The sequence below is a fragment of the Parafrankia irregularis genome (genome assembly GCF_001536285.1).
GTDB classification, from domain to species: Bacteria; Actinomycetota; Actinomycetes; order Frankiales; family Frankiaceae; genus Parafrankia; species Parafrankia irregularis.
Genome location: NZ_FAOZ01000006.1, coordinates 73,723 through 89,157, shown reverse-complemented (window position 1 = coordinate 89,157; position 15,435 = coordinate 73,723). Strand labels below are relative to the sequence as shown.

Annotated in this window: 11 protein-coding genes; 6 read left to right on the top strand and 5 right to left on the bottom strand. The window is 72.9% G+C overall.

The genetic code is table 11. The features are described 5' to 3' along the window. Window positions 1-268: 268 nt before the first annotated feature. Window positions 269-2,218, top strand: coding sequence for a 1-deoxy-D-xylulose-5-phosphate synthase (gene dxs, locus AWX74_RS11605; protein ID WP_091274917.1), 1,950 nt, complete (start codon window positions 269-271; stop codon window positions 2,216-2,218). 208 nt (window positions 2,219-2,426) lie between these two features. After that, window positions 2,427-3,557, top strand: a complete 1,131-nt coding sequence (locus tag AWX74_RS11600; protein WP_091274914.1) for a lysylphosphatidylglycerol synthase domain-containing protein — start codon at window positions 2,427-2,429, stop codon at window positions 3,555-3,557. A gap of 141 nt (window positions 3,558-3,698) precedes the next feature. On the opposite strand, the gene AWX74_RS11595 is transcribed toward AWX74_RS11600, so the two are convergent. The 4 genes from AWX74_RS11595 to AWX74_RS11580 all read right to left on the bottom strand — a co-directional run bounded on the left by AWX74_RS11595 (window position 3,699) and on the right by AWX74_RS11580 (window position 10,157). Next, entirely contained in the window at window positions 3,699-5,861 is a 2,163-nt protein-coding gene (locus AWX74_RS11595; RefSeq protein ID WP_091274910.1) for a 3-hydroxyacyl-CoA dehydrogenase NAD-binding domain-containing protein, read from the bottom strand. 102 nt (window positions 5,862-5,963) lie between these two features. Continuing rightward, window positions 5,964-7,169, bottom strand: coding sequence for a thiolase family protein (locus tag AWX74_RS11590; RefSeq protein ID WP_054565758.1), 1,206 nt, complete (start codon window positions 7,167-7,169; stop codon window positions 5,964-5,966). A 594-nt stretch (window positions 7,170-7,763) separates the two neighbouring features. Continuing rightward, window positions 7,764-9,392 (bottom strand): ribonuclease D, encoded by a 1,629-nt coding sequence (locus AWX74_RS11585; RefSeq protein WP_091274907.1) that lies wholly within the window; start codon window positions 9,390-9,392, stop codon window positions 7,764-7,766. 111 nt (window positions 9,393-9,503) lie between these two features. After that, a complete protein-coding gene (locus tag AWX74_RS11580) occupies window positions 9,504-10,157 on the bottom strand; it encodes a DUF3000 domain-containing protein (RefSeq protein WP_165615568.1) in 654 nt (217 codons plus the stop codon). 24 nt (window positions 10,158-10,181) lie between these two features. Between AWX74_RS11580 and AWX74_RS39930 the strand changes: the two genes are divergently transcribed. Continuing rightward, a complete protein-coding gene (locus tag AWX74_RS39930) occupies window positions 10,182-10,388 on the top strand; it encodes a hypothetical protein (protein ID WP_193209708.1) in 207 nt (68 codons plus the stop codon). Between the two features lie 244 nt (window positions 10,389-10,632). On the opposite strand, the gene AWX74_RS11575 is transcribed toward AWX74_RS39930, so the two are convergent. Continuing rightward, the gene (locus AWX74_RS11575) at window positions 10,633-10,986 is read right to left on the bottom strand and encodes a DUF3817 domain-containing protein (RefSeq protein WP_091274903.1); all 354 of its coding nucleotides are present in this window, start codon (window positions 10,984-10,986) and stop codon (window positions 10,633-10,635) included. Window positions 10,987-11,187: 201 nt separating this feature from the next. Here AWX74_RS11575 and hemE point away from each other — a divergent pair, with 201 nt between their 5' ends. From hemE to hemQ, 3 genes are all read left to right on the top strand, one after another. Further along, window positions 11,188-12,270, top strand: a complete 1,083-nt coding sequence (gene hemE, locus AWX74_RS11570; protein ID WP_091274900.1) for a uroporphyrinogen decarboxylase — start codon at window positions 11,188-11,190, stop codon at window positions 12,268-12,270. A 310-nt stretch (window positions 12,271-12,580) separates the two neighbouring features. Further along, window positions 12,581-13,984 carry a protoporphyrinogen oxidase gene (gene hemG, locus AWX74_RS11565; protein WP_479724495.1) on the top strand — a complete coding sequence of 468 codons (1,404 nt, stop codon included), beginning with the start codon at window positions 12,581-12,583 and terminating at the stop codon, window positions 13,982-13,984. A 139-nt stretch (window positions 13,985-14,123) separates the two neighbouring features. Further along, complete coding sequence (gene hemQ, locus AWX74_RS11560) at window positions 14,124-14,861, top strand: hydrogen peroxide-dependent heme synthase (protein ID WP_054565764.1); 738 nt, start codon at window positions 14,124-14,126, stop codon at window positions 14,859-14,861. The last annotated feature ends 574 nt before the right edge of the window (window positions 14,862-15,435 follow it).

Sequence of the window (15,435 nt, the reverse complement as noted above, 5' to 3'; positions counted from 1 at the left end):
GGCGGCTCGTTCCGCCGCCGCCGTGCTGGGCCGAGGCGATCGGTCTGTCACCGCCGCCAACGCGTCACGCCTGGTTCATGCCGTCTCTTCCGCGGTTACCCGTCGCACATTCCCGACAGCGGGAGGCGGATTCTACCGCGACCGGGCAGAATACCTGACGCTCTTCGGGCAGCTCACATGTCGGGAGCCCGTCTGCGGAGCCCACGGCCTGCTGCGTAGACTTTGCCGGACCCGGACCGATCCCCTTTCGGGGGAGGGAGAGCACGCCGTGTCGCTTCTGTCGACGATCGACAGCCCGCAGGACGTCAAGCGCCTCGACCACGAGGAACTGGTGGCGCTCGCGGCCGAGATCCGTGATTTCCTCATCCATGCGGTTGCCCGTACTGGCGGCCACCTCGGGCCGAATCTGGGCGCTGTCGAACTGACTCTCGCAATTCACAGGGTTTTTGACTCACCATTTGACCGAGTCCTGTGGGACACCGGACATCAGTCATATGTCCACAAGATTCTCACCGGCCGTCGGGATGCATTCGACCGCCTTCGTCAGCGCGGCGGGCTGTCGGGCTACCCGTGCCAGGCCGAGTCCGAGCACGACATCATCGAGAACTCGCACGCCTCCACCGCCCTGTCCTACGCGGACGGGCTGTCGCGCGCCTACGCGCTACGCGGGGAGAACCGGGCCGTCGTCGCGGTCGTCGGTGACGGCGCGCTGACCGGCGGCATGTGCTGGGAGGCGCTGAACAACATCGCCGCCTCCGACCGGCAGGTCGTCATCGTCGTCAACGACAACGGCCGGTCCTACTCGCCGACCATCGGCGGGCTGGCCGACCACCTGGCCTCGCTGCGCCTGGCGCCCGAGTACGAGCAGGTCCTCGACGTCGTCAAGCAGGTGCTGGGCCGCACCCCGCTGGTCGGGGCGCCGCTGTTCGACGCCCTGCACGGCATCAAGCGGGGCATCAAGGACGTCGTCACCCCGCAGGGCATGTTCGAGGACCTCGGCCTCAAGTACGTCGGCCCGATCGACGGCCACGACGTGGTCGCGATGGAGTCGGCGCTGCGCCGGGCCAAGGACTTCGGCGGCCCCGTGATCGTCCACGCGATCACCCGCAAGGGCTTCGGCTACCCGGCGGCCGAGCAGGACGAGGCCGACAACTTCCACGCGGTCGGCGTCATCGACCCGGCCACCGGCAAGCCGGTCGGGGCGGCCAAGGGCACCACCTGGACGTCGGTCTTCTCCGACGAGATCGTCCGCATCGGCGCGGAGCGCCCGGACGTCGTCACGATGACGGCCGCCATGCTCCAGCCGGTCGGCCTGAAGGCGTTCGCGAAGGCGTTCCCGGACCGGGTCTTCGACGTCGGCATCGCCGAGCAGCACGCGGTCACCTCCGCGGCGGGCCTGGCGATGGGCGGCCTCAAGCCGGTCGTCTGCATCTACGCGACCTTCCTGAACCGCGCCTTCGACCAGGTCCTGATGGACGTGGCGATGCACCGCCAGCCGGTGACCTTCGTGCTCGACCGGGCCGGCATCACCGGTGAGGACGGCGCGTCGCACAACGGCATGTGGGACATGTCCTTCCTGCAGGTCGTGCCCGGCCTGGCGATCGCCGCGCCGCGTGACGAGGCCACCCTGCGCGCCGAGCTCGACGAGGCGATCTCCAACGTCGACGGGCCGACGGTCGTCCGCTACCCCAAGGGCAAGATCGCTCCGGAGACCCCGGCGATCGACCAGGTCGGCGGGGTGGACGTCCTGTACCGGGCGCCGGCGGTGGCACGCCACCGCGAGGTGCTGCTGGTCTCCGTCGGGGCGATGGCCACGACCTGCCTCGACGTCGCCGCCCGCGTCGCGAGCCAGGGCATCGGCATCACCGTCGTCGACCCGCGGTGGGTCAAGCCGCTGGACCCGGCGCTGGTCGACCTGGCCCGTGAGCACGACCTCGTCGTCACCGTCGAGGACAACGGCCGCGTCGGCGGCGTCGGCGCGTCCGTCGCGCAGCTGCTGCGCGACGCCGACGTCGACGTCCCGCTGCGGGAGTTCGGTGTGGCCCAGCGCTTCCTCGACCACGGCAAGCGTGACGAGGTCCTCGCCGAGGTCGGCCTGGCCCCGCAGGACCTCGCCCGCAAGGTGATCGAGGCCGTCGCCCGGCGCCAGAACGCGCTGGTGGACGCCGAGGTCGGCGCGGACGAGCCCGACCAGACGCCCGCCGCCGGCCAGGCCTGATCGCCATCCGGCAGGGATAGCGCACCTCGGCAGGCACAGCGCACTGCGGCAACCGGGTCACGTCTTGGTCACGTGGCCCGGTTGCCGCGCTTCTGGCCCGGCCGGCGCCGCGCTCGCGGCACGGCTGGTCCTTCTGACCCCGCTGGCCTCTTCTGGCGCGGCGGTGGGCGGCCACGACGGCGGTGCGCCGACCCCATAGTCTGACCAGGTGAGTCATGTCGACGGGGCGGGCCCGCGAGGGAAGAAGCAGGCCGCGCAGCCTCGCCGCCGGGGCGCGCGTTGGTGGGCGGTGCGGGGCGCTCTGCTGCTCGCGGCGGTGCTGCTGGTCGTCGCGCTGGTGGGGCAGTGGAACGACGTCCGCGACTCGGTCGGCGAGCTGACGGCGGCCGGCCTGGGCGGGTCCGCCGTCGCGACGGTGCTCGCGGTCGGCGCCACAGTGCTGTCCTGGCGGTCGGTGCTCGGCGGGCTCGGCGCGTCGTTGCCGCTGCGCGCGGCCGTTCGCATCTTCTGCGTCGGCCAGATCGGCAAGTACATCCCGGGCAGTGTGTGGCCGGTGCTCGCGCAGATGGAGCTGTCCCGCGACTACGGGGTCTCCCGGCCGAAGTCGGCGTCGGCGAGCCTGGTGGTGCTGGCCCTGGCGGTGCCGTGCGGTGGAGTGACCGCGGCGGCGACCCTCCCGTTCGTCTCCCGCTCGGCGCTCGCGGACTACTGGTGGGCGCTGGCGGTGGTGCCGCTGTTCGCGGTGGTTCTGCATCCGCCCGTGCTTTCGAGGCTGCTCGACCTCGCGTTCCGCCTGCTGCGGCGTCCGCCGCTGGACGAGGCGCTCACCGCGCGGCCCATCCTGGCCGGGGCCGGCTGGCTGATCGCGGGTTTCGTCTGGTACGGCGTCGGGACCTGGCTGCTGGTGCGCGACCTCGACCCGGCCGTCGGCGGGGCCCGGCTGGTGGCGCTGTGCATCGGCGCGTACGCGCTGGCCTGGACGGCCGGTTTTCTGGTGTTGGTGCTGCCGGCGGGGGCCGGGGTGCGCGAGGCGGTCCTGGTGCTGGCACTGGCCCCGGCGCTGGCCAGTGGCCCGGCCACCCTCATCGCGGTCGTCGCCCGGCTGCTGGCCACGATCGCGGACGTCGTCTGGGCGCTCGTCGGGGTCGCGCTGCGGCCCCGCGGCACGTCGACGGCGGGCCGTTACGTCGACGCCGACACCCACGCCGGCGCCAGCACGGATCTCGCCGAGGCGGTCGAGCCCGGCTCCGCCCGCCTCAGCGCCCGGCAGACGGGCGGAACCGGACCGGGGAGGCCGGGAGCCGCGACCGTCTCCGGGACGGCACCTGGCGGCCGCTGAGGGCCACCAGAAGCCACCGAGGAGGGCCGCCCGCGCCCGCCCCCCCGCGCGAGCGGTTCCCCATCGGTCGGAGACGGGTCCGAGACGGGACGAGTCCGAGACGGGACGAGTCCGAGGCCGGCCGGGCCGAGGCGGGACGGGTCAGGAGATGGTGGCGGTTCCGGGCGGGCTGAACCGCCGGCCGGTCACCCGCTCGCTGATGCCGGTGCGATCCAGGTAGGGCGTGATGCCGCCGAGGTGGAACGGCCAGCCGGCGCCGAGGATCATGCACAGGTCGACGTCCGCGGGCTCGGCGACGACCTTCTCGTCCAGCAGCAGCCGGATCTCCTGCGCGAGCGCGGACAGTGCCGCGTCCCGGACCTGCTCCGGGGTCAGCGCCGCGCCTGTGCCGGAGCCGTCGGCGCCGGTGCCTTCGCGGACGAGCGCGGCGGCCTTCGGGTCGACGACCTGCCGGCCCTGCGGGTCCGTCGTGTAGAAGCCGCCGAGCCCCGCGTCGACCAGCCGGGCCAGGCCCGCCGGTGAGCGGAACCGGTCCGGCGTCGCGGTGTGCAGCGTCTCGGCCACGTGCAGGGCGACCGGCGGCCCGACCAGCGACAGCAGGACGAGCGGCGACATCGGCAGGCCGAGCGGGTCCAGGGCGGTGTCGGCGGTGTCGATCGCGGTGCCGGACTCCGTGGCGGCGAGCACCTCGCCCATGAAGCGGGTGAGCAGCCGGTTCACCACGAACGCGGGCGCGTCCGCCACCAGCACGGCGTTCTTCTTCAGCTTCTTGGCGACGTCGAGCGTGGTCGCGATCGTCGCGTCGTCGCTGCGCGGCGTGCGGACGACCTCGACCAGCGGCAGCACCGCCACCGGGTTGAAGAAGTGCAGCCCGGCGACCCGCTCGGGATGGGTCAGCTCGGCCGCCATCTCGGTCACCGACAGCGCGGAGGTGTTGGTGAGCAGCAGCGTCTCCGGCTTGACGTAGGTCTCCAGCTCGGCGAGCACCGACTTCTTGATCGCCATGTCCTCGAAGACGGCCTCGATGATGAGGTCGGCGTCCGCGAAGGCGTCCTTGGTGAGCGAGCCGGTGACGTTGGCCTTGAGCCGGTTGGCCCGGTCCGCGGAGATCCGCTTGCGCTGCAGCAGGTTGTCGAACTCCTGGTGGACCCGGGCGACACCGGCGTCCAGGCGGGCCTGGTCGAGGTCGGTGAGCACCACCGGTACCTCCAGGCGCTGGGCGAACAGCGCGGCGAGCTGGCTGGCCATCAGGCCGGCGCCCACCACCCCGACCTTGGTCACCGGCCGCGCCAACGAGCGGTCCGGCCCGCCCACGGGCCGCTTGGCGCGCTTGTTCACCAGGTCGAACGCGTAGAGGCCGGCGACCAGCTCCTCGCCGGCCCCGAGGTCGGCCAGCGCCGCGTCCTCCGCCGCGTACCCGGTGTCACGGTCCGCGGTCTCGGCCAGCGCCAGCAGCTCCAGGGCCCGGTAGGCGGCCGGCGCCGCTCCGTGCAGCCGGGCGTCCGCCAGGGTGCGGCCACGTTCGAGCGCCGCCGCCCAGGCCGGGCCGCGCTCGACGGTCGGACGGCCCGCCGTGGGGTCGACCTCGCCCCGCAGCACGCGGCCCACCCAGCGCAGCGCCTCCTCCAGGAAGTCGGCCGGCTCGAGCAGGATGTCGCCGATGCCGAGCTTGAAGGCCTGCGCGGCGCGCAGCGTCCGGTTCTGGCTCAGCGCGTTGTCGATCATCACGGTGACGGCGTTGTCCGCGCCGATGAGGTTCGGCAGGAGCTGGGTGCCGCCCCAGGCCGGCACCAGGCCGAGGAACACCTCGGGCAGCGCGAGCGCGGCGATGTCGGTGGACAGCGCCCGGTAGTCACAGTGCAGGGCCAGCTCGAGGCCGCCGCCGAGCGCGGCGCCGTTGACGAGGGCGAAGGTCGGCACCTTCCGGTCGCCGAGACGTCCTTCGCCGACCCGCCGCAGGGCGGTGTGCCCGAGCTCGCCGAGCGCGGTGAGCTTGGGCCGCACCTCAGCCGGGTCGGTCAGCGACGACCGGTACGACAGGTCGGCCCCGACGCAGAAGATGAACGGCTTGCCCGTCACCGCCACCGCCGCGACCGGCGGGTCATGCGCCTCGATCTCGTCGACCGCGGCGATCAGGGAACGCAGTCCCGCCGGGCCGAAGGTGCTCGGGCGGGTGTGGTCCAGCCCGTTGTCGAGGGTGATGAGCGCGACGGGTCCGTCCACGCCGGGAAGCCGCGCGTACCGGACATGGGCCTGCGTGACGACCTCGTCCGGATGCTCAAGAGTCACCGCGGCGCTGCTCATGCTCCGTCTCCCATTCGGGCGAAGATTTCGGGGTTCGAGGTGCGGGGGTCGGGGGTCGGGGTTCGAGGTGCGGGGTGCGGGGTGCGGGATATGGGTCACCGGTCAGACGGCCTGGTGATGCGGGTTCTCCCAGATCGTCGTCGCGCCCATGCCGATGCCCACGCACATCGCGGTCAGGCCGTAGCGGACCTCGGGGTGCTCCTCGAACTGCCGGGCGAGCTGGGTCATCAGGCGCACGCCGCTGGAGGCGAGCGGATGCCCCAGCGCGATCGCGCCGCCGTAGGGGTTGACGCGCGGGTCGTCGTCGTCGATGCCGAAGTGGTCGAGGAACGCGAGCACCTGCACGGCGAACGCCTCGTTCAGCTCGAACAGCCCGATGTCGTCGATGGTCAGGCCGGTGCGGGCGAGCGCCTTCTCCGTGGACGGGATTGGGCCGATGCCCATCACCTCGGGGGAGACACCCGCGAAGCCGAAGCCGACCATGGTCATCTTGCGGCTCAGGCCCAGCTCGGCGGCGACGTCGGCGGCCGCCAGCAGGCATCCGGTCGCGCCGTCGTTGATGCCGGCGGCGTTGCCCGCGGTGACCCGGCCGTGCGGCCGGAACGGCGTCTTGAGCCCGGCGAGGCCCTGCAGCGTGGTGCCGGGTCGCGGCGGCTCGTCCGCGGTGACCAGCTCCCACCCGTTCTCGACGTGCCGCGCGGCGACCGGGACGAGGTCGGGCTGGATCTGGTTGTTGGCGTAGGCCTTGGCCACCTTCTCCTGCGAGGCGACGGCGTAGGCGTCGGCCCGCGCCCGGGTGATGCCCGGGTAGCGGTCGTGCACGTTCTCCGCCGTCATCCCCATGACCAGCGCGGACGGGTCGACGAGCTTCTCGGAGACGAACCGGGGGTTGGGGTCGACCCCCTCACCCATGGGATGGCGCCCCATGTGCTCGACGCCGCCGGCGATCGCGACGTCGTAGGCGCCGACCGCGATGGCGGACGCGGTCGTGGTCACCGCCGTCACCGCGCCCGCGCACATCCGGTCGATCGCATAGCCCGGGACGGACTTCGGCAGACCGGCGAGAATGCCGGCGGTCCGCCCGATCGTCAGGCCCTGGTCGCCGATCTGGGTGGTGGCCGCGATCGCCACCTCGTCGACCCGCTCCGGCGGCAGGCCGGGATTGCGGCGGATGAGCTCCCGGATGACCTTGACCACCAGGTCGTCCGCCCGGGTCTCGCTGTAGACGCCCTTCGCCTTGCCGAACGGCGTCCGCACGCCGTCGACGAACACCACATCACGCACCGAACCCCGCGCGCTTACGAACACACCGGCCTCCTCGACGCCCTTGTCCGTCGACGGCGCGTGTCCGACCCGCCGCCACCGGTGTCGGGCCGGACGCCTGAAGGTGTGTGCCGGCCGCGACGGGCACCAGCCTACGACAGGAGTTACCCGTGGGTAGGTAAGAGGTGTCACGATCGAGGACGGATCGGTGGTCGTATTTGCGATGTAAAATCCGGCGCCCTCGGCGAACGCCGAACCGCCGCCAGGCCCTGGTGGTACGCCTCAGTAGTCCTTTTTCCACATCTGGTCACGGTGCGTGACGCGATGTGCCTGCCAACCGGACATCGGTAGCGGTCTCCGGCTGTGGAAGGGATGACGGTCGGAGAGTCCGCCGCGAGATCCCGGGCCTCGGGTTCCCGCTGCTGCCGAGCAGGCGTGAAGGATTCTGGTCGCGGGAACGACCAGAATCCTTCACGCCTCGGATGGCTGCCTCCGGGCCGCGCTGACCGCCGGCCGTCCGGGTGCCGGGAATCCGGAGATCGGGCGCCGGGCGTCGACCCGCGGTCTCCGGGCGGCGGCCAAGGCCAGTCAGCGGCGCGGCCGAGTGGTGGCGCGGCCGGGGGTGGACGTCAGTGGACGTCAGGAGGCGGAGGGCTCGTCGCTCGCCGCGGGCTGGGTCGGTGAGCGGCGAGGGCGCGTCGCCCGCCGCGGGGCGGCCCGGCGAGGAGCGCCGCCGGCGTCGGGCTCGGGACGTCCTCCTGCTGGGCCTTCCGCCGCGCCTCGCGGGGCAGCAGAGGCGCCCGGGGCCGTGCTGTCCGCTGTCGTGTCGTTCGCGGCCGGCCCGGCCGTCGGCATCGGCGGCAGCGGGGTCGGCAGCGGAGTCGACGGCGGTGTTGATGGCGGTGTCGACGGCATCGACGGAGCGGTGCCCGTCGCCGGAGGGTCGACCAGCGCGGTCGCCACGGCGGTCGCCGTGAGCTCCACCTGCCAGGAACGTGCCCCGCCCGCGACCAGCGCTGCCGTCACCGACGCGGTGTCGCGCGACGCCGGCGGCGTCCAGGTGACGCGGCGGGCGAGTGCCGGCTCCAGCAGGTTCTCCACCGGCATGCCCTGCGCGGTGGCGATGGTGTTCAGAGCGGCCCGCACCCGGGCCAGTCGGGCGGCGGCCACCGGATCACGTTCGGCCCAGCGGTTCTGGGGCGGAAGCCCGTCTCCACCCGGACCGGCCGTGCTCGGGAGCTGGCTCTCCGGCAGCTCCGCCGCTGACCGCAGCGCCTCCATCCAGGTCTGCGCCGAGCGACGGATCTTCGGCCCGGAGAAGACCGGCAGCCGGGTCAGCGCGGCGATGTCCGCGGGCGCCTTGAGGACGGCGTCCATGATCGCGCCGTCGGGCAGCACCCGCCCCGGCGCGAGGTCACGGGTCCGGGCGACCTTGTCGCGGGCCTGCCACATCGCGCGGACCGCCGCGAGCTGGCGCCGGGTGCGCGCGCGGTGGATCCCGCTGGTGCGACGCCACGGCTCGGCGCGTGGTTCCCGCGGGGGAGCGGCGGCGATCGCCGCGAACTCCTGCCGGGCAAAGTCGATCTTGTCGCGTTCGACGAGCTCCGCCTCCAGCCGGTCGCGGAGCTCCACGAGCAGCTCCACGTCCAGCGCGGCATAGCGCAGCCACGGCTCGGGCAGCGGCCGGGTGGACCAGTCCGCCGCGGAGTGCCCCTTCTCCAGCGCGAAGCCGAGCACCCGCTCGACCATGGCGCCGAGCCCGACCCGCTCGTAGCCCAGCAGCCGCCCGGCGAGCTCGGTGTCGAACAGACTGGTCGGGTGCAGGCCCAGCTCGGCGAGGCAGGGCAGGTCCTGGCTGGCCGCGTGCAGCACCCACTCGGTCGGGCCCACCACCTCCTGCAGGCTGGTGAGGTCGGGCAGTGCCACCGGGTCGATGAGGATGGTGCCGGCGCCCTGGCGGCGGATCTGCACGAGATAGGCGCGCTGGCTGTAGCGGTAGCCCGAGGCGCGCTCGGCGTCGAAGGCGATCGGGCCGGTGCCGGCGGCCAGGCGCTCCGTGGCGCGCGCGAGATCCTGCGGATCGTCGAGGACGGGCGGGACGCCGTCGGCCGGCTCCAGCAGGGGGATCGGGACGGGTGCTGACGGCTCGGCGGCAGCCTCGGCTGCCGCACCCTCACTGACCAGGTGCGTTGAGTCAGGAACCGTCGACGTCACGATCGGCGATGGTACGTGTGAATGAGCGGGCTGGCAGCCCAGTCGGCCGAGCATTCCGACTAATTATACGCTTAGTGTTCGTCTTTGGCGTCGAGGTAGTCATCCTGGACGCGTTCTGTTGACATAGCGGGTGCGCTGTGTCCCCGCACGGAGGTGCCCGACGGCTCAGGCCCGGCGCGCAGGTAGCGGCACGACCCCGGAGAGACGTGGTGGAAGGCCTGCCATCGCGGCCAGCAGATCGGCGAACGAGTGCAGGTGCGCCGCGACGTCCGAACGGTCGAGCCCGCCCGCCGGTTCGGCCCCCCCGGCCGGGCCAGCCTGACCGGGCTCGGCCGCGTCCGTGCCGGCCCAGGTGGGTGACCACGAGCAGCGCAGCTCCACGTCGAAGTTGTCGCCATCGGTGGCCAGCACCCCGAAACGACGCGACGACGTGGTTGTCACCGTCCCGCCGAGGGCGTGGGTCTCCGCACCGTGCGACTGGAGCGACTCCCGCAGCCAGGACCAGGCGACACCGGGCAGCAGCGGATCGTCGGCCACCTCCGGGTCGACCGAGGCCCGCGCGTAGCAGACGACTCGGGCCAGCCCTTCCCAGGCATCCTGGCCATCAGGGTCGAACAACAGCACGAACCGCCCGGACGCCGCCTCGTCATCGTTGGTGAGACCACCGGCGAGCGCGAAGGCGAACGGCGCGATGCGAGTCGGCGCGGGGATCTCCCGAATGGTGACGTCGGGCCGGAGCTCGTCCAGCGAGCTCCGCAGCGCGTCGGTGGCTGCGACGAAGAGGGCAGGCGCGGTTGGCTGCAGCCGTGTTCCCCCCATGGCCGCAACGTTAGGTGCTGCACCGTGATCACGCTGGTCGGACGTCGGAGAGTGCCGCTTGGAACCGTCCGTGCGGGTCTGGCCGGTTCGGGCGGGACGCAGTGGCGGGCGGAACGAGTCCGTGGGCTCGGCGGTGCCCGGCTCCGTGCTGTGCAGGCTCACGCCGGGCTCCTGCCGGTGCTGCTCTCGAAGCGCCGGTCACGCCCGCAGTCCGCGCAGTCGCGGATGTGATCGTCCGGGCTCACCAGGACCTGGTCCACTCGCGTCACTCCCCGGGCACGCCGTTGGCCGGCCGGAAGTGGGCGACGCGGGACATCACGGACCGTGTGGGCATCGCGGACCGTTGTCGCACATTCCGACTGGACTGACGGTGCCACGGGTGGTGCGGTTCTCCGCGCATTCCCACCGGCGTGTCGCGTGCGGGCGGCTGTGCGCGGTGCGGGGCCGAAGCCCCATCCGCGAGAGTGTGGGTGATTCAGGCGGTTGCGCCGGACGCACCCGGCCCGCCCGCGGTGGAGGCGTCGAGCGGCCGCAGCCAGTGGCGTTCCACGAAGAAGGGCGCGAAGGGCACCACGGACGCACCGAGGGCGAGCAGGGTGCGCCCGATCTTCCACTGCCGCAGCACCGACACGTACAGCACCAACAGGCAGTACGCGATGAACAGGGTGCCGTGCGTCGGCCCGAGGATCCGGACCCCGATCGGCTCGTCCGCGCCGTACTTGATCGCGCTCGCCACCAGCAGCAGCACGAAGGAGACGGCCTCCGCCAGCGAGACGACGCGCGTGGCGCCCACCGGCCAGAAACCGTCCCGAGCGGAAGGGTCGGTCATCGGGAATCTCCTCGACGGTCGCCGCGGTCAGGCCGCGGCCCGCTGTGGTCTCTGCGGGGTCGGTGACAGGCTCGGCGCCCAGTGGTGCCCTAGCCGCCCGGCTACCGTTCACCCGATTGGCTTCTACTGCCAGTAGAAGATATCGCACACAGTCGTGTGCCCAACCCGGCATCTGCTCGCCCGTCGTGCAACGATCGGGCTATGTCCCTCGGAAACACCGCCGTCGCGCCGCCCCGTGAGGGGGCTCCGCCCCGACGTCGCGACATCGTCGCGACATCGCCGTTTCTGCGCGCCGCGGCCGGGGACCGCCCGGACCGGGTACCTGTCTGGTTCATGCGGCAGGCCGGTCGGGTGCTGCCCGAATACCGTGCGCTGCGCGCCAACACGGCGATGCTCGACTCCTGCCGGAACCCGGACCTGGTCACCGAGATCACGCTGCAGCCGATCCGCCGGTTCCGCCCCGACGCGGCGATCTTCTTCTCCGACATCGTGCTGCCGCTCGCCGCGGTCGGCGTGGACGTCGACATCGTCGCCGGAGTCGGCCCCGTGGTGGCCCACCCGGTCCGGTCCCGGGCCGACCTGGACATCCTGCGCCCGCTCGAACCGGACGACGTGCCCTATGTGCGGACGGCCGTGGGCTCGCTGATCCGCGAGCTCGGCACGACACCGCTGATCGGCTTCGCGGGCGCCCCGTTCACCCTGGCCAGCTACCTCATCGAGGGAGGGCCGAGCCGCAGCCACATCAGGACCAAGGCCCTGATGTACTCCGAGCCCGAACTGTGGCACGACCTGCTCGGCCGGCTGGCCGACATCACCGCGGCGTTCCTGCGGGTGCAGGTCGACGCCGGCGCGGACGCCGTCCAGCTGTTCGACTCGTGGGCCGGCGCGCTCAGCGAGGACGACTACCGGCGCTACGTGGCCCCGCACAGCTCCCGGGTGCTGGCGGCCTTCGCCGACGACGGCATCCCGCGCATCCACTTCGGCGTGAACACCGGGCAGCTGCTCGGCGCGATGGGCGAGGTCGGCGCGGACGTCGTCGGGGTCGACTGGCGGGTCCCGCTGGACGAGGCCGTCAAGCGCATCGGCCCCGGCCGGTCCGTGCAGGGCAACCTCGACCCAGCCGCGGTCTTCGCCCCGGGCGACCTGCTGGCCGAGAAGGTGCGCGATGTCTGCCGCCGCGGCGCCGCGGCGCCCGGCCACATCTTCAACCTCGGCCACGGCGTGCTGCCGGAGAGCGACCCGGGCGTGCTCGCGCACATCGTGGACCTCGTCCACCAATTTTGATCGTGGACCTCGTCCACCGGTTCTGATGGCCCCTCCGGGGGATCGCCCGGACGGGCCATCCGGCGCGCGTGGCGGCGTGGCCGTGGCGGGTACCGGGACGGACACCCGTGGAGAGGGCCGCCCACGCGGGCGAGCGGTGTGCTGAGGAGACCCGCGGCACCGCGGAACCGGATCCACCGACAAGACTGAAGGTCGACCGCGGCACCCGACGGGTCCGTCAGCGCGAGGCCGCCGCCTTCGCGCTCGACGGACACACGTCGGAGGCGGCCGGACCGGTGACGGCTGAAGGGGCTGGAGACACGTGCGGGTCGTGATCATTGGTGGGGGCATCGCGGGCCTGGCGGCCGCGAACGCTCTGGCGGGCAAGGCCGAGGTCACCGTGATCGAGGCTGGTGACCGGGTCGGCGGCAAGCTGCGCACGACCCCGATCGAGGGGCTCGCCGTGGAGGAGGGCGCGGAGTCCTTCCTGACGCGCGTGCCGGAGGGGCTGCGGCTGGCGCGGCACGTCGGTCTCGGGCACGCGATCGTCCATCCGGCCACGACCGCCGCCGCGCTTTGGGTGGGTGGCCGGCGTCGACCGATTCCGCCCAACACACTGCTGGGCGTCCCCACGGACGCCCTCGGCCTGGTGCGGTCGCGGGTGCTCTCGCCGTGGGGGCTGCTGCGGGCCGCCGCCGATCTGGTGCTGCCGCGGACGACGCTGCCCGACGATCCGACCGTGGGCGGCTACGTCGGTGCCAGGGTGGGGCGGGAGATCGTCGACCGGCTGGTCGATCCGCTGCTGGGCGGGGTGTACGCCGGCCGGGCCGACGCGCTCTCGCTGCAGGCGACCGTGCCCCAGCTCACCCCGATCGCGACGGAGGACCGGTCGCTGCTGCTCGGCGCGCACCGGGTGCGGGCACGGACCGGCCCGGCACCGGCGCACACGCCGGTGTTCGCCTCGCTGCGCGGCGGGCTCGGCGCGTTCGCACAGCGGGTGTCCGACACCAGCGGCGCGATCGTGCGTACCGGCCTGATGGCCCGCGAGCTGCGGCAGACCTCGGATGGCTGGCAGGTGCGCTGCGAACCGATCGGCGGTGGGGAGGCGCCGCCTCCGTTCGCCGCCGATGCGGTGATCATCGCGGTGCCGGCGGGCGCGGCGCGGGACCTGCTCTCCCCGATCGCGCCGCACGCGGCGGCGCCGCTGGCCGGCGTGCCGTACGCGTCGGTGGGCCTGGTCACCCTGCTCTACCGGGGGGTGACGCCGCCCGCGGGCAGCGGGCTGCTGGTGCCGTCCCGAGCCGGGTTGTCGATCAAGGCCGTGACCTACATGTCCGCGAAGTGGCCGCACGTGGCCGCTGGCAGTGATCTCACGGTCGTGCGGGCCAGCGTCGGCCGTGCCGGCGCCGAGGGTGAGCTGCGGCGCGGCGACACCGAGCTGATCGGGGTGGTCGCGGCGGAGGTCGCCCAGGTGACCGGGATGATCGCACGTCCCGTCGCCGGCCGGGTCAGTCGTTGGGGCGGTGCGTTGCCGCAGTACCTGCCGGGCCACCTGGGCCGGATCGCGGCCGTTCGCCGGTCGTTGCCCGCAGGTCTCGCGCTGGCCGGCGCGGGCTACGACGGGGTCGGCATCCCCGCGTGCATCCGGTCCGGGGAGGCCGCCGCGGCGGCGGTGGCCGTCGGGCTGCCCGCCGGAGGCGCGGCGGCGACGGAGTCGGAGCCGGCGGGAGCGTGAGCCCCGGCCGGGAGCGTGAGCCCCGGCCGGGAGCCCGAGAGCCTGCCGGGAGCCCGGGCGCCGGGCGGGGTCGGGAGCACCCGCGCGGTGGTGGGCGGTGAGCACTCGCCACCGGGCGGCCGGGGTGGACAATGGTGGCATGTCAACAGGCGACGACGTCCAGCGCGGCGGTACCTCACCGCAGCACAGTGGTACCTCCTCGGCGCGGGAGCTCAACGACGAACTGCTCTACACCGGTTGGTCGGTCTTCGCTGCCCGGCGTCCGCTGCCCGCGGACCGTGCGGAGATCGTCACGGAGGTCGCCGCGCTCCTTGAGGGTGCGCTGGCCAAGGACGTGTACACCCGCGGTATCTACGAGATCTCCGGCTATCGGGCCGACGCCGACGTGATGATCTGGTGGACCTCGCCGAATCCGGATCTTCTGCAGGAGACCTACCAGCGGTTCCGGCAGACCGGTCTGGGGCGCTGCCTCGAGCCGGTGTGGTCCTCGGTGGGTCTGCACCGGCCGGCCGAGTTCAACCGGAACCACATTCCGGCGTATGTCCGCCGGGAGGACCCGCGCGACTACATCTGCGTCTATCCGTTCAACCGTTCGCTCGAGTGGTATCTGCTTCCCGACTACGAGCGGCGCGGCCTGCTCGCCGAGCACGGGATGATGGGCCGCGAGTACGAGGATGTCCGTGCGAACACGGTCGCGGCCTTCGGCCTCGGTGACTACGAGTGGCTGCTCGCCTTCGAGGCCGACGAGCTGCACCGGATCGTGGACTGCATCCGCCACCTTCGTGCCAGTGCGACGCGGCGTCATACCCGACTCGAGACGCCGTTCTACAGCGGGGCACGCAAGCCCCTCGCGGATGTCGTCGCGGCGCTCCCGTAGCGGCCTGAAGGCCTCGTCACATTCCTCCGCAGGCGGGCCCATACCGCCTGTGTGACAGGAGAGGTCGGCACCTGCCCGGGCGCCCCCACCCGTCCGGCAGGCGCCGACCGCCCCGTTGCTGCCCCCACGGCCAGGTGACGCAGTCGACCTGGGCGGGCAGAGCCCACCGATCTCCGCCGGGCCCGTCGGGGCCCGGGTGATCGATGGTCGGCGGCCGGGTGCGCCCCGGACCGGCCATGACTGACAGTAGCATCGCCGTGGGTTTCTGTCTGCTACTCGTCAATGCGTGGAGCCGCAGGGTAGGTGCAGTGCAGCGTATTTCGGGTGATCGGACGCCTGTTTCACACAGCGTTACTGGCTGGTAATTCGGCTGTCGTCACTGTTGGTTACCAGTGTTCCGGTGGGGTCTGTCGGCCAGCTGTCGTGAAGAAGGCGTTCGGGCTGGGCGGGGCGATGGTCCGCTGTGGTGCGCGTGCCGGTAACGTGGCCGCCTGACCATCGAGCGCCGCATGTCGGGGCTGGCGCAGGCCGTCGTCGGCCCAGGCCGGGCGCTGGTTGCGCGTCGGTTGCCCAG

Excerpts from the sequence above, each read along its gene's own strand:
- AWX74_RS11595 (WP_091274910.1), bottom strand. The coding sequence starts at position 5,861 with ATGAGCAGCGCCGCGGTGACTCTTGAGCATCCGGACGAGGTCGTCACG.
- AWX74_RS11585 (WP_091274907.1), bottom strand. The coding sequence starts at position 9,392 with ATGCTCGGCCGACTGGGCTGCCAGCCCGCTCATTCACACGTACCATCG.
- AWX74_RS11580 (WP_165615568.1), bottom strand. The coding sequence starts at position 10,157 with ATGGGGGGAACACGGCTGCAGCCAACCGCGCCTGCCCTCTTCGTCGCA.
- AWX74_RS11575 (WP_091274903.1), bottom strand. The coding sequence starts at position 10,986 with ATGACCGACCCTTCCGCTCGGGACGGTTTCTGGCCGGTGGGCGCCACG.
- hemE (WP_091274900.1), top strand. The coding sequence starts at position 11,188 with ATGTCCCTCGGAAACACCGCCGTCGCGCCGCCCCGTGAGGGGGCTCCG.
- hemQ (WP_054565764.1), top strand. The coding sequence starts at position 14,124 with ATGTCAACAGGCGACGACGTCCAGCGCGGCGGTACCTCACCGCAGCAC.